Annotated in this window: 25 protein-coding genes; 18 read left to right on the top strand and 7 right to left on the bottom strand. The window is 44.1% G+C overall.

Annotated features, from left to right (window positions below):
• The first annotated feature begins 221 nt into the window (after window positions 1-221).
• Entirely contained in the window at window positions 222-911 is a 690-nt protein-coding gene (locus H8A87_RS05295) for a FadR/GntR family transcriptional regulator (RefSeq protein WP_198688943.1), read from the top strand.
• A gap of 64 nt (window positions 912-975) precedes the next feature.
• Window positions 976-2373, top strand: coding sequence for a multidrug transporter subunit MdtD (gene mdtD, locus H8A87_RS05290; protein ID WP_198688942.1), 1398 nt, complete (start codon window positions 976-978; stop codon window positions 2371-2373).
• Between the two features lie 5 nt (window positions 2374-2378).
• Here the strand turns inward: mdtD and rbsR are convergent, their stop codons facing one another.
• The 6 genes from rbsR to rbsD are packed head-to-tail and all read right to left on the bottom strand — an operon-like array spanning window position 2379 to window position 8179.
• On the bottom strand, window positions 2379-3380 hold the full coding sequence (rbsR, locus tag H8A87_RS05285) for a ribose operon transcriptional repressor RbsR (protein ID WP_198688941.1): 1002 nt from the start codon (window positions 3378-3380) through the stop codon (window positions 2379-2381).
• A gap of 2 nt (window positions 3381-3382) precedes the next feature.
• A complete protein-coding gene (gene rbsK / locus H8A87_RS05280) occupies window positions 3383-4312 on the bottom strand; it encodes a ribokinase (RefSeq protein WP_198688940.1) in 930 nt (309 codons plus the stop codon).
• A 29-nt stretch (window positions 4313-4341) separates the two neighbouring features.
• Window positions 4342-5232, bottom strand: a complete 891-nt coding sequence (gene rbsB, locus H8A87_RS05275; protein ID WP_198688939.1) for a ribose ABC transporter substrate-binding protein RbsB — start codon at window positions 5230-5232, stop codon at window positions 4342-4344.
• Window positions 5233-5255: 23 nt separating this feature from the next.
• On the bottom strand, window positions 5256-6233 hold the full coding sequence (rbsC, locus tag H8A87_RS05270; protein ID WP_198688938.1) for a ribose ABC transporter permease: 978 nt from the start codon (window positions 6231-6233) through the stop codon (window positions 5256-5258).
• A 19-nt stretch (window positions 6234-6252) separates the two neighbouring features.
• On the bottom strand, window positions 6253-7752 hold the full coding sequence (rbsA, locus tag H8A87_RS05265) for a ribose ABC transporter ATP-binding protein RbsA (RefSeq protein ID WP_198688937.1): 1500 nt from the start codon (window positions 7750-7752) through the stop codon (window positions 6253-6255).
• A gap of 7 nt (window positions 7753-7759) precedes the next feature.
• Window positions 7760-8179, bottom strand: coding sequence for a D-ribose pyranase (rbsD, locus tag H8A87_RS05260; protein WP_198688936.1), 420 nt, complete (start codon window positions 8177-8179; stop codon window positions 7760-7762).
• Window positions 8180-8457: 278 nt separating this feature from the next.
• Here rbsD and ravA point away from each other — a divergent pair, with 278 nt between their 5' ends.
• Window positions 8458-9960 carry an ATPase RavA gene (gene ravA / locus H8A87_RS05255; protein ID WP_198688935.1) on the top strand — a complete coding sequence of 501 codons (1503 nt, stop codon included), beginning with the start codon at window positions 8458-8460 and terminating at the stop codon, window positions 9958-9960.
• A 4-nt stretch (window positions 9961-9964) separates the two neighbouring features.
• Window positions 9965-11422, top strand: coding sequence for an ATPase RavA stimulator ViaA (gene viaA, locus H8A87_RS05250; protein ID WP_198688934.1), 1458 nt, complete (start codon window positions 9965-9967; stop codon window positions 11420-11422).
• Window positions 11423-11425: 3 nt separating this feature from the next.
• Here viaA and asnA read toward each other — a convergent pair whose 3' ends face one another.
• Window positions 11426-12418, bottom strand: a complete 993-nt coding sequence (gene asnA, locus H8A87_RS05245; RefSeq protein ID WP_198688933.1) for an aspartate--ammonia ligase — start codon at window positions 12416-12418, stop codon at window positions 11426-11428.
• A gap of 166 nt (window positions 12419-12584) precedes the next feature.
• Here asnA and asnC point away from each other — a divergent pair, with 166 nt between their 5' ends.
• From asnC to glmU, 14 genes are all read left to right on the top strand, one after another.
• Entirely contained in the window at window positions 12585-13046 is a 462-nt protein-coding gene (gene asnC / locus H8A87_RS05240; protein ID WP_198688932.1) for a transcriptional regulator AsnC, read from the top strand.
• 91 nt (window positions 13047-13137) lie between these two features.
• Window positions 13138-13578 (top strand): FMN-binding protein MioC, encoded by a 441-nt coding sequence (gene mioC / locus H8A87_RS05235; protein ID WP_198688931.1) that lies wholly within the window; start codon window positions 13138-13140, stop codon window positions 13576-13578.
• Window positions 13579-13953: 375 nt separating this feature from the next.
• On the top strand, window positions 13954-15843 hold the full coding sequence (gene mnmG, locus H8A87_RS05230; RefSeq protein WP_198688930.1) for a tRNA uridine-5-carboxymethylaminomethyl(34) synthesis enzyme MnmG: 1890 nt from the start codon (window positions 13954-13956) through the stop codon (window positions 15841-15843).
• Window positions 15844-15854: 11 nt separating this feature from the next.
• Window positions 15855-16475, top strand: coding sequence for a 16S rRNA (guanine(527)-N(7))-methyltransferase RsmG (rsmG, locus tag H8A87_RS05225; RefSeq protein ID WP_198688929.1), 621 nt, complete (start codon window positions 15855-15857; stop codon window positions 16473-16475).
• Between the two features lie 609 nt (window positions 16476-17084).
• Window positions 17085-17462, top strand: a complete 378-nt coding sequence (atpI, locus tag H8A87_RS05220) for a F0F1 ATP synthase subunit I (protein WP_198688928.1) — start codon at window positions 17085-17087, stop codon at window positions 17460-17462.
• A 31-nt stretch (window positions 17463-17493) separates the two neighbouring features.
• Window positions 17494-18318 (top strand): F0F1 ATP synthase subunit A, encoded by an 825-nt coding sequence (gene atpB, locus H8A87_RS05215; protein WP_198688927.1) that lies wholly within the window; start codon window positions 17494-17496, stop codon window positions 18316-18318.
• Window positions 18319-18364: 46 nt separating this feature from the next.
• Complete coding sequence (atpE, locus tag H8A87_RS05210; RefSeq protein ID WP_047962570.1) at window positions 18365-18610, top strand: F0F1 ATP synthase subunit C; 246 nt, start codon at window positions 18365-18367, stop codon at window positions 18608-18610.
• Window positions 18611-18665: 55 nt separating this feature from the next.
• Window positions 18666-19136, top strand: coding sequence for a F0F1 ATP synthase subunit B (gene atpF, locus H8A87_RS05205; protein WP_198688926.1), 471 nt, complete (start codon window positions 18666-18668; stop codon window positions 19134-19136).
• A 12-nt stretch (window positions 19137-19148) separates the two neighbouring features.
• Window positions 19149-19682, top strand: a complete 534-nt coding sequence (gene atpH, locus H8A87_RS05200; protein WP_198688925.1) for a F0F1 ATP synthase subunit delta — start codon at window positions 19149-19151, stop codon at window positions 19680-19682.
• Window positions 19683-19696: 14 nt separating this feature from the next.
• Window positions 19697-21238 (top strand): F0F1 ATP synthase subunit alpha, encoded by a 1542-nt coding sequence (gene atpA / locus H8A87_RS05195; protein ID WP_198688924.1) that lies wholly within the window; start codon window positions 19697-19699, stop codon window positions 21236-21238.
• Window positions 21239-21297: 59 nt separating this feature from the next.
• Window positions 21298-22161 carry a F0F1 ATP synthase subunit gamma gene (gene atpG, locus H8A87_RS05190; protein ID WP_198688955.1) on the top strand — a complete coding sequence of 288 codons (864 nt, stop codon included), beginning with the start codon at window positions 21298-21300 and terminating at the stop codon, window positions 22159-22161.
• Between the two features lie 34 nt (window positions 22162-22195).
• Window positions 22196-23578: a F0F1 ATP synthase subunit beta gene (gene atpD, locus H8A87_RS05185; RefSeq protein WP_198688923.1), complete on the top strand. Its 1383-nt coding sequence runs from the start codon at window positions 22196-22198 to the stop codon at window positions 23576-23578.
• A 21-nt stretch (window positions 23579-23599) separates the two neighbouring features.
• Complete coding sequence (locus H8A87_RS05180; RefSeq protein WP_198688922.1) at window positions 23600-24022, top strand: F0F1 ATP synthase subunit epsilon; 423 nt, start codon at window positions 23600-23602, stop codon at window positions 24020-24022.
• 184 nt (window positions 24023-24206) lie between these two features.
• Window positions 24207-25577: a bifunctional UDP-N-acetylglucosamine diphosphorylase/glucosamine-1-phosphate N-acetyltransferase GlmU gene (gene glmU, locus H8A87_RS05175; protein ID WP_198688921.1), complete on the top strand. Its 1371-nt coding sequence runs from the start codon at window positions 24207-24209 to the stop codon at window positions 25575-25577.
• Window positions 25578-25681: the final 104 nt, after the last annotated feature.

The following is a 25681-nucleotide window of genomic DNA, read 5'->3' as shown; positions in this document are numbered from 1 at the left end:
CGCCGCGGCGTGTCTCAGCTCAACGTCGGTCAGTGGTGGCGCATTATAGGGAGTTTTCTGAGACTGGCAATAGTTTTTTTCGATTTTTTCCCCGTTCGTGGTTTTTTTCAACAAAATCGGCACCTGCGCTCTTTTATTGTTCTAAAACTGATGATATAGACAACAATTATTAAATCAATGCAGTAGGATAAAGTATGAAATAGAGGGAAGGGCTGGTACCCATGCAGTTAAAAGAACAGAAAAATGTAGAAAAAAAGAATCTGTCCTATCTTTTGGCTGAACAAATCGGCCAAAGAATTCTTTCAGATGAATATACCGCTGGAAGTATTCTACCTGGTGAGATGGAATTGACTAAACTCTTTGATGTCAGTCGAACGGCCGTGCGGGAAGCAATAAAGATTTTAATCGCTAAAGGAATGTTGTTATCTCGGCCAAGGGTAGGCACTTACATTATGCCTGTCAGCCACTGGAACTTTCTTGATCAAGATTTGCTAAGGTGGTGGGTGACTCCCAATAATATTAATGAGGTCATGACACATTTCCAAGCATTACGCCTCATTATAGAGCCACAAGCCTGCTTCTATGCCGCCATCAACGCATCCCACACCCAAAAACAAACCGTGTTCTCATTAATTAAGGAGATGTGCTTATTGGCTAAACAATTTAATCGTGAAAAGTGGATAGAGACGGATCAGCAGCTGCATTGCACCATCTATCACTCTTACGGCAATCCATTTCTTATTTCTTTTGTTAATTTGTTCCAACCCGTATACCAATACTATTTTGAAGAGATTGTTCCAGACAAAATCTTTCGCTTAGAGGCTCATAAAGCGATTGTTGATGCAATTATCCTCGGTAACAGTCAACAGGCTTTGGAAGAGTGCCAAAAGGTATTAATAACCAGCAAATAGTTTAATGTATTAAAATGTTGTGTAGTAACTAACTATCGCCCATTAAAAATAAACGGGATATCTAATGGTTAAATCCGCACGCAGTATGTCAGGATTGCCTTGGATTGCAGCCATGGCTTTTTTTATGCAGTCTTTAGATGCAACCATTCTTAACACCGCACTACCGGCAATTGCTAAAAGCCTTAATCATTCTCCACTGGCAATGCAGCCAGCCATTGTCAGTTATACCTTAACTGTGGCGATGTTAATTCCCGTTAGCGGTTGGTTAGCTGATAGGTTTGGTACTCGGCGGGTATTCATTTATGCCGTTTCCCTCTTTTCTTTAGGTTCCCTCGCTTGTTCTCTTTCCCACAATCTCTCTTTTTTAGTCATATCCCGAGTGATTCAAGGGATAGGTGGAGCCATGATGATGCCTGTGGCTCGTTTGGCCTTACTGCGGACATATCCACGCAGTGAACTGCTGTCTATATTGAGTTTTGTCACCATGCCAGGGTTACTGGGCCCGATTTTAGGCCCAATGTTTGGCGGGTTGTTGGTCACTTATGCAACATGGCACTGGATCTTCATCATTAATATACCCATCGGTTTATTGGGTATCATTTATGCCAGAAAGAATATGCCCAATTTAACCATGCCCAAATGTCCCTTTGATTTTCTGGGGTTCATGCTGTTTGGTATGGGATTGGTGATGATATCGGTCAGCTTTGATTTATTTGGTAACAATTCACTCTCTGGCTATATTCCCGTGGCTTTGTTAGCTAGCGGCATCACTATACTATTGGGGTATATTTTCCACGCGAAAAGACACCCGAATCCCCTCATTAATCTCCAGCTGTTCCAGACACACACATTTTCAATCGGTATCGCCAGCAATCTTGCAACTCGATTAAGTACTGGTTCGCTCTCATTTATTATTCCGTTGATGCTACAGGTGGGATTTGGTTACTCAGCGGTGATTGCAGGAATAATGATGGCACCGAACGCAATTGGTTCAATTTTCGCCAAGTCTTTTGTGGCTAAGATACTGACCCGATTTGGCTATCGAAACACGCTCATTTGGGTCACGGTTATCATTGGTGTGATGATTTCACAATTCTCTCTACAGACACCGGAGATTCCTGTTGTATTTTTGATAATCCCTCTGTTTATATTGGGAATGGCGATGTCTACGCAGTTTACAGCAATGAATACGATTACCCTTGGTGATCTGAATGATAACAATGCCAGCTCTGGTAATAGTCTGCTAGCGGTGACTCAACAGTTGTCCATTAGTTTTGGGATAACCGTCAGTGCCGCAGTTCTTCGGTTTTATGAGTCAATGAGCTATGGTTCTACGGTAGATCACTTTCACTATACGTTTATCACAATAGGTACGATTACTTTGGCTTCCGCTTTTATCTTTCTGTTCTTAAATAAAGAGGATGGCAGCAATTTGGTTAAAAAAAAGCAACCTAAAAAATGATGTTATCAACGCTGACCTACAGAATCACGCTCAATAAGTTTCGGAATCAATACTAATTGTTTCGGTTCACTATCTGGGTTATCCATTCGATAGAGCAACATATCTATAGCTAACTTACCCAATTCATCTTTTGGTTGATGAATTGTCGTCAGAGGAGGAGTCAAATAGGAAGCTATAGCAATGTCATCATACCCAATGACAGAAATATCTTTAGGAATAGCAAACCCCGCCTGATATAAAGCCTGATAAACACCAACCGCCATAGCATCATTTGCCGCAAAAACCGCTTCGGGAATTTCAGGTAATTGGAGGAGTTTTTTCATTGATAACAATCCCCCCGCAAATTCATAATCACTGTGGATTTCATAACCATCAGGGATCTCAAGCCGAGCATCTCTCATTGCTTTTCGATATCCAGCCAGACGCTGACGGGCAGGAGGTGTATTCTGTGAGCCTGCGATACAGGCAATTTTGCGAAAACCCCGATTAATCAGATAAGTTGTAGCCAATTCTCCTCCGAACAAAGAATTATCTTTAATAACATCACTAGAAACATCAAAAGGAGACCAATCCAATGTCACTATTGGCACTAGCGGATATCGCAATAGAAAGTCTTTGGGTAGCAATTTATGTTCGGAACTCATAATTAAAAGGCCATCAACGCGTTTTTGCAGTAGTGTTTCCATACTGTGTAGCATACGTGTAACGCTGCCTTCGGTATTGCACAGAATTAAACTGTATCCTCGTTCGTAACAGTTTCGTTCTACACTTCTGACGATTTCGGAATAAAACGAGTTATCACTACTTGTCACCAACATACCAATGGTTTTGGTTTGCTTGATTTTCAAACTTCTTGCCAATGCAGATGGAGCATAGTTCAGTTCTTCAATCGCCGCATTGACTCTCTTTTTCACGCTCTCACTGACATAACGATTGTCATTAATCACATGAGAAACAGTTGATGTCGATACGCCCGCAAGACGGGCAACGTCCTTCATAGTAGCCACGGTTAATCCTGTTCAGATAGAAATGCATCAATTTCATTTCGCCACGGAACCGCTGGCTGCGCTCCATGACGTGTCACTGCAATCGCAGCCGCAGCATGAGCAAAGCGGATCGCCGACAACATCTCTTTACCTTCCAGCAATCCTGTTACCAAGGCACCATTAAAGGTATCCCCCGCAGCAATCGTATCGATTGCTTTCACTTTAAACCCGGGAACGATTCTGCCTTCCTTACCTTTCTCACTTAGCCATACACCTCGGCTACCCAGTGTGATAATGACGGTTTCGACGCCTTTATCATGTAAAGCCTGAGCCGCTTTCCCCGCTCCCACCTCATCTTTTACGGCAATGCCGGTCAAGCATTCCGCTTCGGTTTCATTAGGGGTGATAATATCCACCAGCGAAAGCAACTGAGCTGATATTTTCTGCGCAGGAGCAGGATTCAGGATCACTTTGGTGTGATGCTTGTTGGCCGTTTCAGCGGCCAGTTGTACGGTTTCCAGTGGTGTTTCGAGTTGCAACAGTAACGCATCAGCATTTTTGACCACCTGCTGATGGCGAAGAAAATAATCCGGAGTCAACGCCCCATTTGCCCCTGCGTTAATGCCAATGACATTTTCACCCTGCTGGTTGACAAAAATCAGAGCTACTCCCGTTGTTTCACCTTCAATAGCCTCAATTGACGAAGTCTTGATTTTATCTTTCACCAACTGTTGGCAAATACGCTCACCGATATCATCCCGACCAACGCAAGCAATAAATGTAATGTCAGCACCACAACGACCGGCAGCGACTGCCTGATTTGCTCCCTTGCCTCCGAATGCAACCTGATACTGTTCTCCTTTCACTGTTTCCCCAGGTTGTGGAAAAAACTCAAGATTCAATATGTGATCTGCATTGATGCTACCCATCACCACAAGTTTTGCCATGCTCATTACATTTAATCCTGCATGAATAATGTTGATTATTTCTTAACAACTAATTCCAGTTCAATCGGAATGGTGGCGTCAACTTTTTCACCTTTTAACACTTTGTCCGCGGTCTGAACGCCGATGATACTAATTTGATCTGGACGCTGTGCGATCGTTGCCCCCAATTTACCGTTCTGTACAGCCTTAAGAGCATCGTCAGTGCCATCGAATCCGACAACCAACACATCTTCTTTACCGGCTGTCTGCAACGCTCGTAATGCACCAAGAGCCATTTCATCATTTTGAGCGAAAACGGCTTGTACTGACGGATGAGCTGTCAGCAGGTTCTGCATGACATTCATCCCCTTTGTGCGATCATAGTCAGCGGGCTGGCTGGCCAACATATTGAATTTGTGCTTTTGGGCTGCCTGACCAAAACCTTCACCACGTTCACGCGCACCTGAAGTTCCTGGAATACCTTCCAGTTGAATGACTTTGACATCATTACCTAATTTTTCAGCGATAAAATCAGCAACCATTTTGGCGCCTAAACGGCTGTCGGAAGCAATATAGCTGATCACATTGCCCTTATTTGCTAAACGGTCAAGAGTAATAACAGGAATATTCGCCTTATTTGCCATGATCACCGCATTACCAACGGCATCCGAATCGGTTGGGTTAATTAACATCAATTTTATGCCACGAACCGTCAAATCCTGTACGTTAGCCAGTTCTTTTGCCGGATTATCCTGAGAATCAAGCACAATCAGGTTATATCCCAGCTTATCAGCCTCTTTCTGAGCGCTATCTTTCATTGTGACAAAGAAGGGGTTATTCAAGGTTGAAATAACCAATGCAATACTATCCTTTGCCAAAGCATTAGCACTCATAGTCACACTCAATGCTACAGCAGATAGAATGGTTGCCAGCTTCTTCATTTTCATGTTGTTTTTCCTATCAGGTGAGATTACTTATCTACTTTTGTTTTGTTATCAATCAAGATCGCCAGTAAAATCACAACAGCCTTAACTATCATCTGGTAGTTGGAAGAAATACCTAATAAGTTCAATCCATTGTTTAAAAAGCCCAAAATCAGCGCACCAATCAGCGTGCCAACAATCCGCCCCCTACCTCCTGCCAGACTGGTTCCCCCCAGTACAACAGCAGCAATAGCATCTAACTCATAACCACTCCCTGCCATCGGTTGAGCAGAAGATAATCGAGCCACTTCGATAATGCTGGCCAATGCTGCCAATAAACCACATAGGGAATAAACGATTATTTTTATTTTATCAACGTTAATACCTGATAAACGTGTTGCAAGTTCGTTTCCACCTAAAGCATAAATATAACGACCAAGACGTGTATGGTAGAGAATGAACCATGCAACAACAAAAGTAAGCAGCATAATCCAGACTGGAGTCGGTACTCCCAATGGACGGCCGATACCGAACCAGCCAAATAGATCCGCATTGTCACTGAAACCTGTATTGATCGGGCTACCATCGGTATAAACACGGGTGATACCGCGCAATAACAGCATCATGACCAATGTTGCAATAAATGCCTGAACTTTTCCTTTCGCAACAATAACGCCAGTACACGCACCAATAGCCGCCCCCAATGCTAATGCACAGGCAACAGCCACCAATGCATTAACATCACTACTTACCATTGATGCCGCCATTGATCCTGTCAGTGCCAACAGAGAACCGACAGATAAATCAATCCCCGAAGTCAAGATCACCAATGTCATTCCCACAGCCATAATGGCATTAACAGATGTTTGCTGAAGGATGTTGAGGAGGTTATTCAATGTGAAAAAGTTGGGGCTAAGGAAAGAAACAACCACAATCAGGGTTAATAACGCAATAAGTGATTTTTGTTCCATCAACCATGTTTTGGTAAACCAATGTTTGGAAGTTAGTGCTGTATTAAAATTCATATCCATTATCCTTAATTTTTTAAGCTGCACCGTATTGTTTACCAACCGCAGCGGCCATCAGCATTTCCTGAGAAACATCATCCACACTGAATTCTCCACTTATTCCACCTTCGTGCATCACTAAAATACGATCACTCATTCCCATAACTTCCAGCATCTCAGAAGAAACCAAAATAATGCTCAAACCTTCTTTTTTGAACCGATTGATCAGTTGATAGATCTCTTTCTTCGCCCCTACATCTACGCCTCTGGTTGGCTCATCAAGAATTAAGACTTTTGGACAAGTCATGAACCCACGGGCAATTGCCTCTTTTTGTTGATTACCACCAGAAAGCAAACTAATAGACTGTTCCATGGAGGGGGTTTTGATATTGAATAACTTGATAAAATCAGCAACGGCTTTTTGTTCTGCCAAATGATGCAAACGATAGAAATTTTTACTGAAACAATGCAAAAAAGTTAGGGACATATTCTCTTTAACCGACATACTTAAGACTAATCCATCACGCTTACGATCTTCTGAGATATAGACAATGCCGTTAGCCAGCCCTTCTTGTGGATTCCGGATAGTCAGAGGTTTTCCATCCAGTAAGATCTGGCCTTCAGTTTTCGGCAGTGCCCCGTATATAACCTTCATCAATTCAGTACGACCTGCGCCCATCAAACCGGATATTCCCAAAATCTCCCCGCTATACAGGGAAAAACTGACATTTTTGATCCCAGAGCCAGACAGGTTTCTAATCTCCAACCGCTTTTTACCACGCGGTAGAACCAGACGAGGATATTGCTCACCAAGCTTGCGCCCCACCATCATTTCGATCAATCGCTCCTCGTTCAGAGCATTAATGGGGTGTTCACCAATAAATTGCCCATCACGCAATACCGTCACATCATCACAAATTTCAAAAAGCTCTTTCAAGCGATGAGTAATATAGACAATGCCACATCCTTGCTCTTTCAGCTCCCGTATGGCATGAAACAAAGATTCTGTTTCCGTATCAGTCAAAGCATCCGTTGGTTCATCCATGATGATGACTTTGGATTGGAAGCTCAACACTTTGGCAATTTCCACCATTTGCTGATCACCGATGGACAATTCAGATACAAGCCGATGGCTGCTATAACGGATATTTAAACGCTTCAGCAAATTATCAGCTTCTTCATACATCTTTTTCCAGTTAATGATGCCCAGTTTATTGACGAATTCACGCCCCAAAAAAATGTTTTCAGCAATCGTCAATTGGGGGATGAGGTTCAATTCCTGATGAATAATGCCAATGCCTGCGTCCTGAGACGATTTGGGGCCAGAGAAAATCGCATCTAGCCCAAGATAACGGATTGTGCCGACATCTTTTGTATAGATGCCAGTCAACACTTTCATCATCGTGGATTTACCAGCGCCGTTTTCGCCGACTAACGCCATCACTTTCCCAGGATAAACACGCAGTGCTGCCCCAGACAGGGCTTTTACCCCAGGGAAAGCCTTATCAACCCCCTTTAACTCCAGTAATGGCTCCATAATAACCTCAGAAAGTTACACCAGAGCAAAGGAGGATATTGGCATACGGAGAACATTCTCCTGTACGGATAACCGCTTTACTCTTCTCTGTTTTCTCTTTCAGAATGCTATGACTCACATACTTTATCGCAATTGCATTTCCCTGTTGTATTTCGAGATTAGCAATGCGCTTGATGATTTGCTTATGCATTTGAGGATTGTGTTCAATAATTTCAGTGGCCAAAATGGCCGCTTCAACTTGAACTTCCTGAACAACCACATCAAACACAGATAGCAGATCGGGTGTTCCCTGGGTTAGCGCTAAGTCAATTCGCTGGGTAGATGACGGGATAGGTAATCCAGCATCACTGATAGTGATCTGATCCGTATGCCCCAAACGAGAAATAACGGCTGAAATATCAGAATTTAATAAAACGCCTTTTTTCATTTTTTTATTAACTCCTTAGCGAATCGTTTCGCTAAGGAGCCATAATATAAAGCTCGGTATCAAAGACAACATGATCGATACGAAAATGTGATCGCTATGCAAACGTTTAGAGAACAGACAAATAAAGGGAAAAAACTAACTTATTGAATAAGTTAAGCTGAATCGATTTTTTAAGACACAACACTGACGCTCAATAAACTCTCATCAAAATCTTTGCATAGATTGAATTTTATCTATAAATAAAGGGAGGTAACTATCCGAACCATGGTGTAAATAATATGCAATTGGTCGAGAAAATATCCCAGTTAGGTCAGTATTTAGAAAGTGGCTTATATGAAAGACGACAAGCCATTCGCCTCTGTCTGCTAGCCGCATTATGTGGGGAGAGTGTTTTTCTCCTTGGGCCGCCGGGAATAGCCAAAAGCCTTATCGCCCGTAGGCTCAAGTTTGCATTTCAAAATGCACACGCTTTTGAATATCTGATGACCCGTTTTTCCACCCCCGAAGAGATCTTTGGCCCCCTTTCCATTCAAGCACTCAAAGACGAAGGACGTTACCAACGCCTTACCGAAGGCTATTTGCCTGAAGCTGAAATTGTTTTTCTGGATGAAATTTGGAAAGCAGGCCCCGCCATTCTGAATACGCTATTGACGGCTATCAATGAGAAAAAATTCAGAAATGGTAATCAAGAAGAACACCTGCCAATGCGCTTGCTAGTTACCGCATCCAATGAGCTCCCTGATACCGATAGCAGCCTAGAAGCACTCTACGATCGTATGTTGATCCGACTCTGGCTAGACAAAATTCAGGAGAAGAAAAATTTTCGGGCTTTACTGACTGATCGGAACAATGAAAATGACAATCCCGTGCCAGCCCATATTCAGATCACTGATGACGAGTTTCATCAATGGCAGGACAAGATCAACCATATATCCCTACCAGATCATATCTTCGAGCTGGTTTATCAACTACGCCAGCAAGTAAACGCTACTGGAAATATTTCTGACGTTTCAGATCGCCGCTGGAAAAAATCCATCCGCTTATTGCAGGCCAGCGCCCTTTTCAGCGGACGAAACGAGATATCCCCGCTCGATATGGTGTTATTAAAAGATTGCCTGTGGCACGACTTGAACACCTTAAAACTTCTGCCTCAATTCCTGCATGCTTTATTGACAGAACAAGCCTATCAACAACACGCCTTAATACAGAAAATGGAGAAGTTATACCAGCAATGGGTACAATCCAACCAAGATGAAAATGACCACCATCCCTTGCAGCTAATCACCAAAACTTCCCTCTTTGGCCGTAAGATCCTTTACTCTCTGTCCGAGCACATCAAAGATGAAAAACTGACACTGTTTTTGCATCCTTCATTACATCTGCATGATATTGAAGTCAATTTCATCGAAATAGATAAAAAATCATTGGAAAACACATTAAAAAATAACATTAGGGAACTGTCCGCTCGCTTAAATAGCATTGGTTTCCCGCAAACCATCACAGCGGAAATCAACGAAAAGCATCAGCTTGAAGTGCTGGATATCAGCCGTAATAACGCCGTTCTCTGCCAAGCCGGGAAAAAATCGGCAACGTCAGGAAAAATCAATACCGAGTGGAATGAAAAGCTGATATCCATCCGCGATGAAATTCAACAACAACACCAGTTATTCAGTCAGCACCAACCTTGTTTATTTATCGAAGAACATTGGCTTGCCAGCATTGAGCAAAGTTTTCTTCAATTAACTGAAAAACTGCAACAATTGAGATCAAAAATGGGGTAGTGATATGTTAACGCTGACCACGCTCGACCTCTTGCTTTCCATCAATGAAGGCGAGTTGATCGAAGAGATCATTTTGACACTGTTGAGTACTCCTCAATTGGTTATTTTCTTTGAAAAGTTCCCAAGACTTAAACACGCATTGCTGAAAGATCTTCCCTCATGGCAGCAAACATTGCAGCAAAAAATAAAAGAGACTCTCATTCCAGCCTCATTGGCTGAGGAATTTCAGTTATACCAACACTTACAGACAGCCAACAAGACAAATTTTTATCAAGAGCTGCCGACTATCGTAGAAAAACTTCAGCAACTCGAATCACCTTTTGCCAATGAAGCCGACACACTGCTAAAAACATTATCTGGGCACCCGCATTCAGGGCAAATGCTGTTTATTCAACGCTGGCGCATCAGCCTGATCCTACAGGTAACGACATTTAATAATGCGCTCTTAGAACAAGAAAAAGAGCAGTTATTGGCAGAGCTCCAGAAGCGATTGACCCTCAGCGGTAATCTTGATCCTATATTTGATCACAATGATCGCGCCACAGGTCGATTATGGGATATGAGTAAAGGCCAGCTTCACTTGACTTCGCACAATACACAATTATTTACCCTCTACGCTGACTTTCTCAGACAGCAGACTGAACTGGAAAAACTGGCACAATTACTTGGCCGTAGCCAAGCTGCTAAATCTATCCCTGAAGAAAGCTATGTTCTCGAGCCATTCACCCAGATCGAGAGAATGCCTGATACCGTACCAGAACAAGTCAGCGGGATCCGACAAAGTGATGATATTTTAAGGCTGTTACCCACTGAGATGGCCATGCTGGGCATTGAAGAGTTGGAATACGAATTTTATCGGCGGCTGGTGGAGAAAAAATTACTGTCCTATCGTTTACAAGGGGACAGCTGGCAGCTAAGAACCACATTAAGGCCTGTTACTCATCATCACAATGAAGAACAACCACGGGGACCGTTTATTGTTTGCGTCGATACTTCGGGCTCAATGGGCGGATTTAATGAACAATGTGCGAAGGCATTTTGTCTGGCATTGATGCGTATTGCGCTGGCAGATAATCGTCACTGCCATATTATGTTGTTCTCGACAGAGCTGATCCACTATGACTTGACGTCACCGGATGGGTTAACTCAGGCAATGCATTTTCTGGGGCAAACATTCAGGGGAGGAACCGATTTGGCATCCTGTTTGAATGCAACGGTTGAGAAAATGAAAGAAAACATCTGGAAAGATGCTGATGCTGTTGTTATTTCAGATTTCATTGCCCAACGTTTGCCAGACACTCTAATCCATCAGATAAAAAATCTGCAACAGCATCAACAACACCGCTTCCATGCAGTCTCCCTTTCCCATTACGGAAAACCCGGTATCATGCGCATCTTCGATCATATCTGGCGTTTTGATACCGGGATTACAAGCCGCTTACAGAGAAGATGGCTAAATTAAAATTTAGAGCACACCTTCAACTGATTCAATAATTTCTGGTGACCAAACACCGCACTGAACCTGACCGATATGTGACATTTGCAGCAGTAGCATCACCAAACGTGACTGCCCAATACCACCACCGATGGATTGTGGCATATCGCCTTTGATCAGTGCCTGATGCCAATCATATTGCAGACGATCTTCATCACTAGTCAGCGCAAGCTGACGTTGCAGAGCTTCTGCATCAACACGAATACCCATTGAAGAAATTTCAAAAGCATCCTGCAAAACCGGGTTCCAAACAATAATGTCACCGTTCAGGCCAAAGAAACCATCACTGTTTGGTGTAGTCCAATCGTCATAATCCGGGGCGCGGACATCATGTGCCTGACTATCAGACAACTTACCACCAATGCCCATCAGGAAAATCGCACCAAACTCTTTGGCAGCCTCACGCTCACGACCTTTAGCATCCAGATCAGGGTAACGTTTCAGAAGCTCTTCACTGTGGATAAAGTGAATTTGATCTGGCAGGAACGGTGCCAAACCAAATTCCTTACTTACCGCTTGTTGTGTTTCTTTTATTGCTTCGTAGATTTTACCTACTGTCTGTTTTAAATAGTCGAGTGAACGCTGACCTTCACCCATCGTTTTTTCCCAATCCCACTGATCAACAAAGACAGAATGGATAGGAGTCAAGCAATCTTCATCAGGACGCAGAGCCTTCATGTGGGTGTATAACCCTTGTTCAGCTTGAAAACCAAAGCGACCTAATGTCTTGCGCTTCCACTTCGCCAGAGAATGAACCACTTCAAACGTTGCGTCCGGCAATGTTTTCACTTTCACCTGTACTGCTTTTTCATGGCCAGACAAGTTGTCCTGAGTACCATCACCAAGGCGGCTCAAGATAGGTCCCTGAACTTCGATTAAACCAAGTTGTTTCTCTAGCAGACGGGAAAAGTATGATTTCACAAAACTAATCTGCTGCTGCTTTTCAATGAAGGATGTTTTCATAATGCTACTCTCAAAATTTTTTAGTGACCCTGTGTCCTGTTGGTATAGATTAAGCAACAAAATGGGGTACAAATTCAATATCTGATAATAAAAATATTGTATAAGATATATAATCGATAATTTTTACACTATAAAAATAAATATCATTCAAAAATAGGGGTTAAAAATGGCAGAAATTTATCAGATCGATAATTTAGACCGTGACATACTTCACGCTTTAATGGAAAACGCACGTACACCTTACGCAGAATTAGCCAAAAAATTCTCTGTAAGCCCGGGAACAATTCATGTTCGCGTAGAAAAAATGAAACAGTCAGGGATCATCACGGGGACTCGGGTTGATATCAGTGCCAAGCAATTGGGATTCGATGTATGCTGCTTTATCGGCATCATATTGAAAAGCGCCAAAGACTATCCGGCGGCATTGAAGAAACTCGATATGCTTGATGAAGTCGTTGAAGTTTATTACACCACTGGGCACTACAGCATCTTCATTAAGGTCATGTGTCGATCCATAGAAGCACTCCAGGACGTACTTATCAACAAGATCCAGACGATTGACGAAATCCAATCAACAGAAACCTTGATCTCCCTGCAAAACCCGATCACAAGGACAATAAAGCCTTAAAACAGAAAATTGTTTAACCACATTATCCACAGGTAGATCCCAATAGATTCACAGCGTACAATCGTTGTTCTTTAATTTAACAAGGATCATGATGAGCACGATAACCTTAATTAGCGGCAGCACAATGGGTAGCGCCGAATACGTCGCCGAACATATGGCTGAGATCTTAGAAAATGACGGTTTTTCAACAAAGGTGCTTCATGGTCCCTCATTGGATGATCTTCCTCTTGAAGGGCTGTGGCTTGTGGTCACTTCAACACACGGAGCAGGGGACTTACCTGAAAATCTCCAGCCTCTGGCAGATACGATCACACAACAGCAGCCAGATCTAAGCAACGTGACATTTGGAGCAGTCGGTATTGGCAGTTCTGAATATGACACATTCTGTGGTGCTATAAGATCACTAGAACGTTTATTGGAGGATCTCGGTGCAAAACGGATCGGAGATCGATTAGAAATAGACATCATCCAGCACGAAATTCCCGAGGATCCTTCCGAAGAATGGGTCAAAGAGTGGTCAAAGTTACTCTGATCCGATTAAAAATATAACGATCAACTGTGGATAACTTATCTGAAAAGCAGGGGTTAACCCGTAGTTATCCATTTAATAACTCAGTTTCAATTGAGTGGCTGTGAATAACTATGCTTTTAGATCCCAGCTTATACTGACTTGGATCACGGATCATTCACAGCAAATGATCCTTTACAGTATCATGATCTTTATATGGAAAATCCACTTATCCACAGAAGATCGCGATCCTAATAAAAGATCTAATAAAGAGATCTTTAAATAAAAAGATCTTCTTTTAATTAATGATGATCTCTTCCTACTTGGTCTGAAGCCCAAACTTGAGTAGAATCCTCTTCCCAATGCATATGAAGCATTTTCACAACTGAAGGTTTGCACATGTTTTATCCAGAGCACTTTGACGTCATCATTATCGGCGGGGGTCATGCCGGTACTGAAGCAGCAATGGCCGCAGCCCGTATGGGGCGTCAAACCTTACTACTGACTCACAATATTGATACTTTGGGCCAGATGTCATGTAATCCAGCCATTGGTGGGATCGGTAAAGGGCATCTGGTAAAAGAGATCGATGCACTTGGTGGCCTAATGGCAAAAGCCACAGATCAGGCTGGTATTCAATTTAGAACACTCAATGCCAGCAAAGGCCCTGCTGTTAGGGCAACGCGAGCACAAGCGGATCGAGTACTTTACCGACAGTCCATAAGAACCGCATTGGAAAATCAACCTAACTTAATGATCTTCCAGCAATCGGTTGAAGATCTCATCGTTGAAAACGACACTGTTACAGGTGTGTTTACCCGTATGGGATTGAAATTTAAGGCCAAATCTGTAGTTCTGACAGTAGGAACCTTCCTTGATGGAAAAATTCACATCGGACTGGAAAACTACAGTGGTGGACGTGCGGGGGATCCTCCCGCGATCTCTTTGTCTCACCGTTTGCGTGAACTACCTTTGCGCGTAGCACGCCTGAAAACAGGTACTCCCCCTCGCATTGATGCGCGATCCATTGATTTTAGCCAGCTCGAACAACAATTAGGTGATAATCCAACACCCGTATTTTCCTTCATGGGCAGCGTGGATCAACATCCACGGCAGATCCCGTGCTATATCACACATACCAATGAAAAAACCCATGAAGTGATCCGCAGAAACTTGGATCGCAGTCCAATGTATGCAGGGATCATTGAAGGGATCGGCCCTCGTTACTGTCCTTCCATTGAAGACAAAGTAATGCGTTTTGCGGATCGTAACGCTCATCAGATCTTCTTGGAGCCAGAGGGACTCACCAGTAACGAAATCTATCCAAATGGGATCTCAACCAGTCTGCCATTTGATGTACAGATGCAGATCGTTCACTCCATGAAAGGCATGGAGAATGCCCGCATTATTCGTCCGGGTTATGCAATCGAGTATGACTTCTTTGATCCACGTGATTTAAAACAAACGCTGGAAAGCAAATTTATCCATGGCCTGTTCTTTGCGGGTCAGATCAACGGCACTACCGGATATGAAGAAGCGGCAGCACAAGGTTTGCTGGCAGGCCTCAACGCAGCACGTCATGCCACTGGTGAAGAAGGTTGGTTCCCACGCCGTGATCAGGCTTATATCGGTGTTTTGGTTGATGATTTATGCACATTGGGCACTAAAGAACCCTACCGTATGTTTACGTCCCGTGCAGAATATCGTTTGATGCTACGTGAAGATAATGCGGATCTTCGCCTGACTGAACAAGGCCGTAAACTTGGCTTGGTTGATGATCTTCGTTGGGAATATTATTGCCGCAAAGTTGAAATGATCGAGCAGGAACGTCAGCGTCTGCGCAATATCTGGGTACATCCTCACTCTGATAGCTTAGAAGATATTAATCAGATGTTGAAAACACCGTTGTCAAAAGAAGCCAGTGGTGAAGATTTGCTGCGTCGTCCTGAGATGAATTATCAATTGTTGACATCACTGTCACGTTTTTCTCCTGGACTGACTGAACCTCAGGCTGCTGACCAAGTTGAAATTCAAGTGAAGTACGAAGGTTACATTGCTCGTCAACAGGAAGAGATCGAAAAACAACTGCGCAATGAAAATACAGCACTGCCAGTCGATCTGGATTACCAACAAGTCAGCGGGCTTTCCAATGAAGTTATTGCAAAACTAAATGACCATAAACCAAGCTCAATTGGTCAGGCTTCGCGTATTTCAGGCATCACTCCAGCAGCGATTTCTATTTTGCTGGTATGGTTGAAAAAACAAGGTTTATTGCGTCGGAACGCCTAAGGGGATGGGTTTTGCTTAACAAATTGGAATCGCTGCTGGTAAAGACTGGCATTGAATTATCGCTGAAACAGAAACAGCAGCTTGTCGCCTACGTTGACATGCTTAATAAATGGAACAAGGCTTATAACCTGACATCTGTTCGTGATCCGGAGCAGATGTTGGTGAGGCATATTATAGACAGCATTGTTGTTAATCCATTTCTTCACGGAACGCGATTTATTGATGTAGGCACAGGGCCTGGTTTGCCAGGCATCCCATTGGCGATTGTGCGTCCTGATTCTCATTTCACCTTACTGGATAGTTTGGGGAAACGTGTTCGCTTTTTACGTCAGGTTCAGCATGAATTAGGTTTGACCAATATAGAGCCTGTACAAAGTCGAGTTGAGGAATTTATCCCTAAGCCACCTTTTGATGGGGTAATTAGCCGAGCATTTGCCTCTTTGCAAGATATGCTGTCATGGTGCGGCCATCTTCCAAAACCGCTTGAGGGGCGTTTTTATGCCTTGAAAGGCGCGTTACCGGAAGATGAATTAACTCAATTGCCAGTGGGGATCTCTCTTGATAGCGTCATCCCCCTACAAGTTGCAGAGTTAGATGAACAGCGTCATCTGATAATACTTAAGTCAAACTAACTTTGTTATTTGTCAATAAAAATCTAAATAATTAGTGACGCTAACCACATTTAAAATGTGACGGGCGTTACTAATTATTTTTTTCCATTGTTTCAATTTTATTTACTGGTGTATCACAGAAAGCTAACGTTATTTTTATATTGCTAAAATTTCTCTTTCTGATGACAACTATCGATTTTCTTTATAAATAAATTTTAGAGAAAGTGATCAAAATAAACATTTAACCTTTTTTATCGATATATCAAATAAAACTTTATAGGTATAATATTAATTGTTTGATTTTCAGTGGAAAAATAAAAGATTTTTATCCTATATTTAATGGTAAACATAATTAATGGTTTTTGTTTGGTGTGATGCGCATCACGTTTAATTCTGAGGTCGTACCATTAATCGTTGCAGAATATTAAATGGTATTTGTGAGCAATCTAGCACCAAAGTTAGAAATTTAAATAATTATTCACTTTTTCGCTACTTATGGATTGAATTCATTTTGGCTGCCCGTATAATTTGCACGTTTTTGTCACTTGACACTCTTAAGCAAAGCCAGTTTTATACAGCATTCAGAAAAACCTGATATGTGATGGTATCCTCAGGGAGAAAACAAAAGTCATGTCTGTATCCCTTTACAGCGGTAGAATGGCACTGAAGCTGTTATTTTTGCAGTTAATGACTTTTGTTATTCTCAGTGTGGCTTTTTGTACCAAAAGTATAGAGTGGGGCGCTTCTGCTTTTGCTGGTGGGTTGGCATGCTGGCTACCAAATGCCATTTTTATGCTGCTTAGCCGCTTCCAAAAGGCGAAAGAAGAAGGCGTTCCGGTACGAATTGCATGGTTTTTCGCTATTAGCGAAGGGGTTAAGGTTATCATTACGATAACTGTGCTGATAGTCGCTTTAGGTGTGTTCAAGGCGGCATTTGCACCACTTGGTGTGGCCTATTTAGCGGTGCTGATTGTGCAGATCATCGCACCTGCCGTAATGAACGGTTAGCGTTTTTAACAACAAAAGGGTAAAAAGCATCATGTCTGCATCAGGAGAAGTTTCAACTTCGGAGTACATAAGTCATCACCTGAAGCACCTTCAGTTGGACTTGCGTACCTTTGAGTTGGTCAATCCCCACGCTAGTGGTTATGAGGCGACGTTTTGGACGTTGAACATTGACTCGCTTTTTTTCTCCACCGTATTAGGGATGTTGTTTCTATTCGTATTCAGAAGAGTTGCGGTTCGCGCTACTGATGGTGTTCCGGGAAAATTCCAGACTGCGGTAGAAATGGTAATCGGTTTCGTTGATAACACCGTTCGTGACATGTATCACGGTAAGAGCAAAGTAATAGCCCCTCTGGCTTTGACTGTGTTCGTTTGGGTGTTACTGATGAACGCATTGGACTTACTGCCAATCGATTTTATTCCTTTAATCGGTGAACACTTCTTCGGCTTGCCTGCTCTGCGTGTTGTTCCAACAGCAGATGTCAGTGTCACCTTGTCGATGTCTCTCGGTGTCTTTGTCCTCATTCTGTTCTACAGCGTTAAGATGAAAGGAATTCGTGGTTTTGCGAAGGAGCTGACATTGCAGCCTTTCAATCATCCACTGTTTATTCCAATTAACTTAATTTTAGAAGGGGTCAGCTTGCTGTCTAAACCTATATCACTCGCTCTGCGACTGTTTGGTAATATGTATGCTGGCGAATTGATCTTTATTCTTATTGCGGCTCTTTTACCGTTTTGGTCACAGTGGTTACTTAGCCTGCCCTGGGCGATTTTCCACATACTGATTATTACGTTACAAGCCTTTATTTTCATGGTTCTGACGATTGTTTATCTGTCGATGGCATCTGAAGAGCATTAATTTCTATCAATAATTGTGTTTTAACTGAAACAAACTGGAGACTGTCATGGAAAACCTGAATATGGATCTGCTGTACATAGCTGCCGCTATTCTGATGGGGCTGGCGGCTATCGGTGCTGCGATCGGTATCGGCATCCTCGGAGGTAAATTCTTGGAAGGCGCTGCTCGCCAGCCTGATTTGATTCCTCTGCTGCGTACGCAGTTCTTTATCGTCATGGGTCTGGTTGACGCCATCCCTATGATCGCTGTGGGCCTGGGCTTATTTATGATGTTTGCTGTTGGCGGTAAGTAAAATAGCAGAACTGAAAATTACGCCAATTCATTAATTGAAATAGAGGTATTGTGCCGTGAATATTAACGCAACAATCCTCGGCCAGACCATCGCGTTTGTCCTGTTTGTTTTGTTCTGTATGAAGTATGTATGGCCACCGATCATGGCGGCCATTGAAAAACGTCAGAAAGAGATTACTGACGGTTTGGCTTCAGCAGAGCGTGCCAAAAAGAACCTGGACTTAGCGCAAGCCAATGCGACCGACCAACTGAAAAAAGCGAAAGCTGATGCGCAAGTCATCATTGAGCAGGCTAATAAACAAAAAGCCCTCATTATTGATGATGCCAAAGCAGAAGCCGAGCTGGAACGTAACAAAATTGTAGCGCAGGCTCATGCTGAAATTGAAGCTGAACGCAAACGCGCTCGTGAAGAGTTACGTAAACAGGTTGCGATGTTGGCTATCGCAGGTGCCGAGAAGATCATCGAACGTTCCGTGGATGAAGCTGCTAACAGCGACATCGTTGATAAACTGGTCGCTGAACTGTAAGGAGGGAGGGGCATGTCTGAATTTGCTACGGTAGCTCGCCCCTACGCCAAAGCAGCTTTTGACTTTGCTGTAGAGCACCAATCTCTCGAACACTGGCAGAGCATGTTGGAGTTTGTTGCTGAGGTCACTCGCAATGAGCAGGTTGGTGAGCTGCTTTCCGGTTCATTAGCACCGGAAACGTTAGCCAAGACCTTCATCACTCTTTGTGGTGAGCAGGTTGATACGCATGCTCAGAACTTTATTCGTATAATGGCAGAAAATGGTCGCTTGCTGGTACTGCCAGAAGTCTTCCAGCAATTTATCCAATTGCGTGCGTCACTTGAATCAACTATTGATGTTGAAGTGATTTCTGCATCCGAACTGAATGAGCAGCAGCAGGCTAAAATTTCTGCGGCGATGGAAAAACGTCTGTCACGCAAAGTGAAGCTGAATTGCAAAATTGACAAGTCTGTTATTGCCGGTGTGGTTATCCGCGCGGGTGACATGGTGATCGATGGCAGTATTCGTGGCCGTTTGGACCGTTTAACAGACGACTTGCAGTCTTAAGGGGACTGGAGCATATGCAACTGAATTCCACCGAAATCAGCGAACTGATCAAACAGCGTATTGCTCAGTTCAATGTCGTGAGCGAAGCTCACAATGAAGGAACGATTGTTTCCGTTAACGACGGTATCATTCGTGTCCACGGTTTAGCCGATGTCATGCAGGGTGAAATGATCGCTCTGCCTGGCAACCGTTACGCAATTGCACTGAACTTGGAGCGCGACTCTGTAGGTGCGGTTGTAATGGGGCCGTATGCTGACTTGGCCGAAGGCATGAAAGTCAAATGTACTGGCCGTATTTTGGAAGTACCTGTTGGTCGTGGTCTGCTGGGTCGTGTTGTTAACACACTGGGTGAGCCAATCGACGGCAAGGGTGCTATTGAGAACGATGGCTTCTCACCTGTTGAAGTGATTGCGCCAGGCGTTATCGATCGTCAATCCGTTGATCAGCCTGTCCAGACTGGTTACAAATCCGTTGACGCCATGATTCCAATCGGCCGTGGCCAGCGTGAGCTGGTGATCGGTGACCGTCAGACTGGTAAAACCGCTCTGGCTATTGATGCGATCATTAACCAGCGTAATTCTGGTATCAAATGTATCTATGTTGCGATTGGACAGAAAGCCTCTACCATTGCTAACGTAGTTCGTAAACTGGAAGAGCACGATGCACTGGACAACACTATCGTTGTTGTTGCATCTGCGTCAGAATCTGCGGCTCTGCAATATCTGGCACCATACTCTGGCTGTGCGATGGGTGAATACTTCCGCGATCGCGGTGAAGATGCACTGATTGTTTACGATGACCTGTCTAAACAGGCTGTTGCTTACCGTCAGGTTTCCCTGTTGCTGCGTCGTCCACCTGGACGTGAAGCATTCCCTGGTGACGTTTTCTATCTGCACTCCCGTCTGTTGGAGCGTGCAGCGCGTGTTAACGCTGAGTACGTTGAAAAATTCACCAATGGCGAAGTGAAAGGCCAAACAGGTTCTCTGACTGCATTGCCAATCATTGAAACTCAGGCGGGTGACGTTTCTGCGTTCGTACCAACAAACGTTATCTCCATCACTGATGGTCAGATCTTCTTGGAATCTTCCCTGTTCAACGCAGGTATCCGTCCAGCGGTTAACCCAGGGATTTCCGTATCCCGTGTAGGTGGTGCTGCTCAGACTAAGATCATCAAGAAACTGTCTGGTGGTATCCGTACCGCTCTGGCTCAGTACCGTGAACTGGCCGCATTCTCCCAGTTTGCTTCTGATCTGGATGATGCAACTCGTAAGCAGTTGGATCATGGTCAGAAAGTGACTGAACTGCTGAAACAGAAACAGTATCTGCCGATGTCCGTTGCACAGCAGGCTCTGTCCCTGTTTGCCGCTGAGCGTGGCTATCTGGAAGATATTGAAATCGCGAAAGTGGTCAGTTTCGAAGCTGCGTTGTTGGCGTATGCTAGCCGTGAACATTCTGATCTTCTGAAAGAGATTGACCAGTCTGGTGATTACAACGGAGAGATCGAAGCTAAGCTGAAAGCTCTGTTGGAATCCTTCAAGGCGACTCAGTCCTGGTAACACTATTCGGCCCTGTTTGATTGAACATGGGCCGTCTGGTTGAATTCGGAGAAGCAGAAATGGCCGGCGCAAAAGAGATACGTACCAAAATCGCCAGTGTGCAAAATACGCAAAAAATCACTAAAGCGATGGAAATGGTCGCCGCGTCCAAAATGCGTAAAACGCAGGATCGCATGGCGGCCAGCCGTCCTTACGCAGAGACCATTCGCAGTGTGATTGGACACCTTGCGTTAGGTAATCTGGAATACAAACATCCATACCTTAAAGAGCGTGAAGTGAAGCGTGTTGGGTATGTGGTTGTTTCGACTGACCGTGGTTTATGTGGCGGTTTGAACATTAACTTGTTCAAAAAATTGCTGATAGAAATGAAAGACTGGTCTGATAAAAACGTCCAAGTTGACTTGGCGCTTGTTGGATCAAAAGGAGTTTCTTTCTTTTCTTCTGTTGGAGGCAACATTGTTGCCCAAGTAACAGGGATGGGAGATAACCCATCATTGTCCGAACTGATCGGGCCAGTCCACGTCATGATGCAAGCATATGACGAAGGGCGTCTGGATAAACTGTATATAGTGACCAACAAGTTCATAAATACAATGTCTCAGGTTCCGACAATTACTCAGTTATTGCCTCTGCCAGCCGGAGACGATGAAACGCTGAAGAAGAAGTCTTGGGATTATCTATATGAACCTGATCCTAAAGCGCTGTTGGATACCCTGCTGCGCCGCTATATAGAATCGCAAGTTTATCAGGGCGTCGTTGAAAACCTGGCTAGTGAACAGGCCGCACGAATGGTAGCGATGAAAGCCGCAACCGATAACGGTGGCAACCTGATCAAAGAGTTACAGTTGGTTTACAACAAGGCTCGTCAGGCCAGCATCACTCAGGAACTCACCGAAATCGTTTCGGGTGCTTCTGCGGTTTAACAGCTAGGTTTACGAATTACGTAGAGGATTCAAGATGGCTACTGGAAAGATTATCCAGGTAATCGGCGCCGTAGTGGACGTCGAATTCCCTCAGGACAGCGTGCCAAAAGTGTACGATGCCCTTGAGGTTAAAAACGGTGAAGAAAAACTGGTGCTGGAAGTTCAGCAGCAGTTAGGTGGTGGTATCGTTCGTTGTATCGCAATGGGTACCTCCGATGGCCTGCGCCGTAATTTGGACGTGACTGATTTAGGACACCCAATCGAAGTACCAGTGGGTAAAGCAACGCTGGGCCGTATCATGAACGTATTGGGCGATCCAATTGATATGAAAGGTGAGATTGGCGAAGAAGAACGCTGGTCAATTCACCGTACAGCACCTACCTATGAAGAGCTGTCCAACTCTCAGGAACTGCTGGAAACTGGTATCAAAGTAATGGATTTGATCTGCCCATTCGCTAAGGGCGGTAAAGTTGGTCTGTTTGGTGGTGCGGGTGTAGGTAAAACTGTTAACATGATGGAGCTGATCCGTAACATCGCGATCGAGCACTCAGGTTACTCCGTATTTGCTGGTGTTGGTGAGCGTACCCGTGAAGGTAACGACTTCTATCATGAAATGACCGACTCAAACGTACTGGATAAAGTATCTCTGGTATACGGTCAGATGAATGAGCCACCAGGAAACCGCCTGCGCGTTGCATTGACTGGCTTGACCATGGCGGAAAAATTCCGTGATGAAGGCCGTGACGTTCTGCTGTTCGTCGATAACATTTACCGTTATACCCTGGCAGGGACAGAAGTATCTGCACTGTTGGGACGTATGCCATCTGCGGTAGGTTATCAGCCAACACTGGCGGAAGAGATGGGGGTTCTGCAAGAGCGTATCACCTCAACCCAAACAGGCTCCATTACCTCCGTACAAGCGGTTTACGTTCCTGCGGATGACTTGACTGACCCATCACCAGCGACAACCTTTGCTCACTTGGATGCAACCGTCGTATTGAGCCGTCAGATCGCGTCTCTGGGTATTTACCCTGCGGTTGACCCACTGGATTCAACCAGCCGTCAGCTTGACCCACTGGTTGTTGGTCAGGAGCACTATGACGTGGCTCGTGGCGTTCAGTCTATCCTGCAACGTTATCAGGAACTGAAAGACATCATCGCCATTCTGGGTATGGACGAACTGTCTGAAGACGACAAACTGGTTGTGGCACGTGCCCGTAAGATCCAGCGCTTCCTGTCTCAGCCATTCTTCGTTGCAGAAGTCTTCACTGGTTCACCAGGTAAATTCGTTTCTCTGAAAGACACCATCCGTGGCTTCAAGGGCATCCTGGACGGTGATTATGACCACCTGCCAGAGCAGGCATTCTATATGGTTGGTACCATCGACGAAGCTGTGGAAAAAGCGAAGAAGCTTTAATACGGTTGACGGGAGGTTGATATGGCTGCAATGACGTTCTCCCTGAACGTAGTCAGCGCTGAAAAACTGATGTTTGAAGGGCTGGTACAGAAAATTCAGGTGACAGGCAGTGAAGGTGAGCTGGGGATCTATCCTCAACACACACCACTGCTTACTGCCATAAAACCGGGCATGATACGTATTGTTAAGCAGTTTGGTGAAGAAGAATTTATCTACCTGTCAGGTGGAGTTCTTGAAGTTCAGCCAAACGGCGTTATCGTACTGGCCGATACAGCGATCCGTGGTAAGGATTTGGACGAAGCTAAAGTGCTTGAAGCCAAGCGCAAGGCGGAAGAACATATCCGTAATTCTCACGGCGATGTTGATTATGCTCAGGCATCTGCTGAATTGTCGAAAGCGATCGCGAAACTTCGCGTTATCGAGCTGACAAAGAACATGATGTAATAAGTACCCAAATAGATTTCAAATTACAGCCAGTTGAGCTGCAATTTGAAAGAAGGGTATAGGCAGTGAGATAAAAAGCCAGTTGGTGAAAGCTAACTGGCTTTTTTGCATTACGAAATATGTAGCAATTTATTTTGCAAACGGGTTTACTTTCATACTTAAAATTGGAATTGTCAGGTTTCTTATGTCTATTAGCGCTAAAAGTGTCGTGATCCTTGCCGCAGGTAAGGGAACTCGCATGTATTCCGATCTTCCCAAAGTTTTGCATTTGCTGGCTGGTAAACCAATGGTTCAGCATGTCATTGATACCGCAATGGAGTTGGGAACCCAAAATGTTCATCTGGTTTATGGACATGGCGGTGACCTGATGAAACAAACACTTTCCAACCAAAATCTGAACTGGGTACTGCAAGCTGAACAGCTTGGTACTGGCCATGCTATGCAACAGGCTGCGCCGCATTTTGCAGATAATGAAGATATTCTGATTCTGTACGGTGATGTGCCTTTGATTGCCAAAGGCACCTTAGAACGTTTGATCGAGGCTAAACCAGAAGGTGGTATTGGTTTATTGACTGCTATTTTGGATAACCCAACCGGATATGGTCGTATTATTCGTGAAAATGGTGAAGTAACGGGTATTATCGAACAAAAAGATGCAACGGAAGAACAGCGTAAAATCAACGAAATCAACACCGGTATTTTGGTGGCGAATGGTGGTGATTTGAAACGTTGGTTATCCAAGTTGGAAAATAACAACGCACAGGGAGAATATTACCTTACCGATGTTATTGCGCTCGCACACAAAGAAGGGCATCAAATCAAGGCAGTACACCCAAGCCGTTTAAGTGAAATGGAAGGGGTTAACAATCGTCTTCAACTTTCTGCACTGGAGCGTATTTACCAGTCTGAGCAGGCAGAAAAATTATTGCTGGCGGGCGTAATGTTATTAGACCCTGCTCGTTTTGATCTGCGTGGAACATTAGAACATGGCCGCGATGTGGTGATTGATACCAATGTGGTTATCGAAGGTCATGTCACACTGGGAAATCATGTTCATATTGGTTCTGGCTGTATCCTGAATAATTGCGTTATCGGTGATGGCGCGGTAATTAGCCCTTATACCGTAATCGAAGATTCTGAAATTGCTACCGAGTGTACCGTTGGGCCTTTTGCACGTTTACGCCCTGGCACTAAGCTGGCGGAAAGAGCCCATGTTGGCAATTTCGTTGAAATGAAAAAAACCTCTCTTGGAAAAGGTTCCAAGGCGGGTCACCTGACTTATCTGGGTGATTCTGAAATTGGCAGTAATGTGAATATTGGTGCGGGTACTATTACCTGTAACTATGATGGTGCTAATAAATTTAAAACCATCATTGGTGATGATGTGTTTGTCGGTTCTGATACCCAGCTTGTTGCGCCTGTTACGGTAGCGAAAGGTGCGACCATTGGCGCAGGAACCACCGTAACAAAAGACATTGCTGAGAACGAATTGGTCATCAGCCGGGTGAAGCAAACCCATATTAAGAACTGGCAGCGACCAGTTAAGAAAAAATAAATAAGATATATTCATAATAAAAATCCCCATCTCTACAAAGCTCGGGGACCGGCAAAGCCGGAACACAATCAGGTTGGCGACATAAAAAGGGCTTGTCGGCCCTG

The organism is Xenorhabdus lircayensis, from assembly GCF_016306625.1.
Lineage (GTDB): Bacteria > Pseudomonadota > Gammaproteobacteria > Enterobacterales > Enterobacteriaceae > Xenorhabdus > Xenorhabdus lircayensis.
This window is presented reverse-complemented; position numbering and strand designations above follow the sequence as displayed.

Coding starts and splice junctions, on each gene's coding strand:
- atpI (WP_198688928.1), top strand. CDS start 17,085: ATGTCTGTATCCCTTTACAGCGGTAGAATGGCACTGAAGCTGTTATTT.
- rbsK (WP_198688940.1), bottom strand. CDS start 4,312: ATGAGCATGGCAAAACTTGTGGTGATGGGTAGCATCAATGCAGATCAC.
- rbsA (WP_198688937.1), bottom strand. CDS start 7,752: ATGGAGCCATTACTGGAGTTAAAGGGGGTTGATAAGGCTTTCCCTGGG.
- atpE (WP_047962570.1), top strand. CDS start 18,365: ATGGAAAACCTGAATATGGATCTGCTGTACATAGCTGCCGCTATTCTG.
- atpB (WP_198688927.1), top strand. CDS start 17,494: ATGTCTGCATCAGGAGAAGTTTCAACTTCGGAGTACATAAGTCATCAC.
- ravA (WP_198688935.1), top strand. CDS start 8,458: ATGCAATTGGTCGAGAAAATATCCCAGTTAGGTCAGTATTTAGAAAGT.
- asnC (WP_198688932.1), top strand. CDS start 12,585: ATGGCAGAAATTTATCAGATCGATAATTTAGACCGTGACATACTTCAC.
- rbsD (WP_198688936.1), bottom strand. CDS start 8,179: ATGAAAAAAGGCGTTTTATTAAATTCTGATATTTCAGCCGTTATTTCT.
- mnmG (WP_198688930.1), top strand. CDS start 13,954: ATGTTTTATCCAGAGCACTTTGACGTCATCATTATCGGCGGGGGTCAT.
- asnA (WP_198688933.1), bottom strand. CDS start 12,418: ATGAAAACATCCTTCATTGAAAAGCAGCAGCAGATTAGTTTTGTGAAA.
- atpA (WP_198688924.1), top strand. CDS start 19,697: ATGCAACTGAATTCCACCGAAATCAGCGAACTGATCAAACAGCGTATT.
- rbsC (WP_198688938.1), bottom strand. CDS start 6,233: ATGAATTTTAATACAGCACTAACTTCCAAACATTGGTTTACCAAAACA.
- rbsB (WP_198688939.1), bottom strand. CDS start 5,232: ATGAAAATGAAGAAGCTGGCAACCATTCTATCTGCTGTAGCATTGAGT.
- H8A87_RS05180 (WP_198688922.1), top strand. CDS start 23,600: ATGGCTGCAATGACGTTCTCCCTGAACGTAGTCAGCGCTGAAAAACTG.
- atpH (WP_198688925.1), top strand. CDS start 19,149: ATGTCTGAATTTGCTACGGTAGCTCGCCCCTACGCCAAAGCAGCTTTT.
- mdtD (WP_198688942.1), top strand. CDS start 976: ATGGTTAAATCCGCACGCAGTATGTCAGGATTGCCTTGGATTGCAGCC.
- atpG (WP_198688955.1), top strand. CDS start 21,298: ATGGCCGGCGCAAAAGAGATACGTACCAAAATCGCCAGTGTGCAAAAT.
- glmU (WP_198688921.1), top strand. CDS start 24,207: ATGTCTATTAGCGCTAAAAGTGTCGTGATCCTTGCCGCAGGTAAGGGA.
- mioC (WP_198688931.1), top strand. CDS start 13,138: ATGAGCACGATAACCTTAATTAGCGGCAGCACAATGGGTAGCGCCGAA.
- viaA (WP_198688934.1), top strand. CDS start 9,965: ATGTTAACGCTGACCACGCTCGACCTCTTGCTTTCCATCAATGAAGGC.
- H8A87_RS05295 (WP_198688943.1), top strand. CDS start 222: ATGCAGTTAAAAGAACAGAAAAATGTAGAAAAAAAGAATCTGTCCTAT.
- atpD (WP_198688923.1), top strand. CDS start 22,196: ATGGCTACTGGAAAGATTATCCAGGTAATCGGCGCCGTAGTGGACGTC.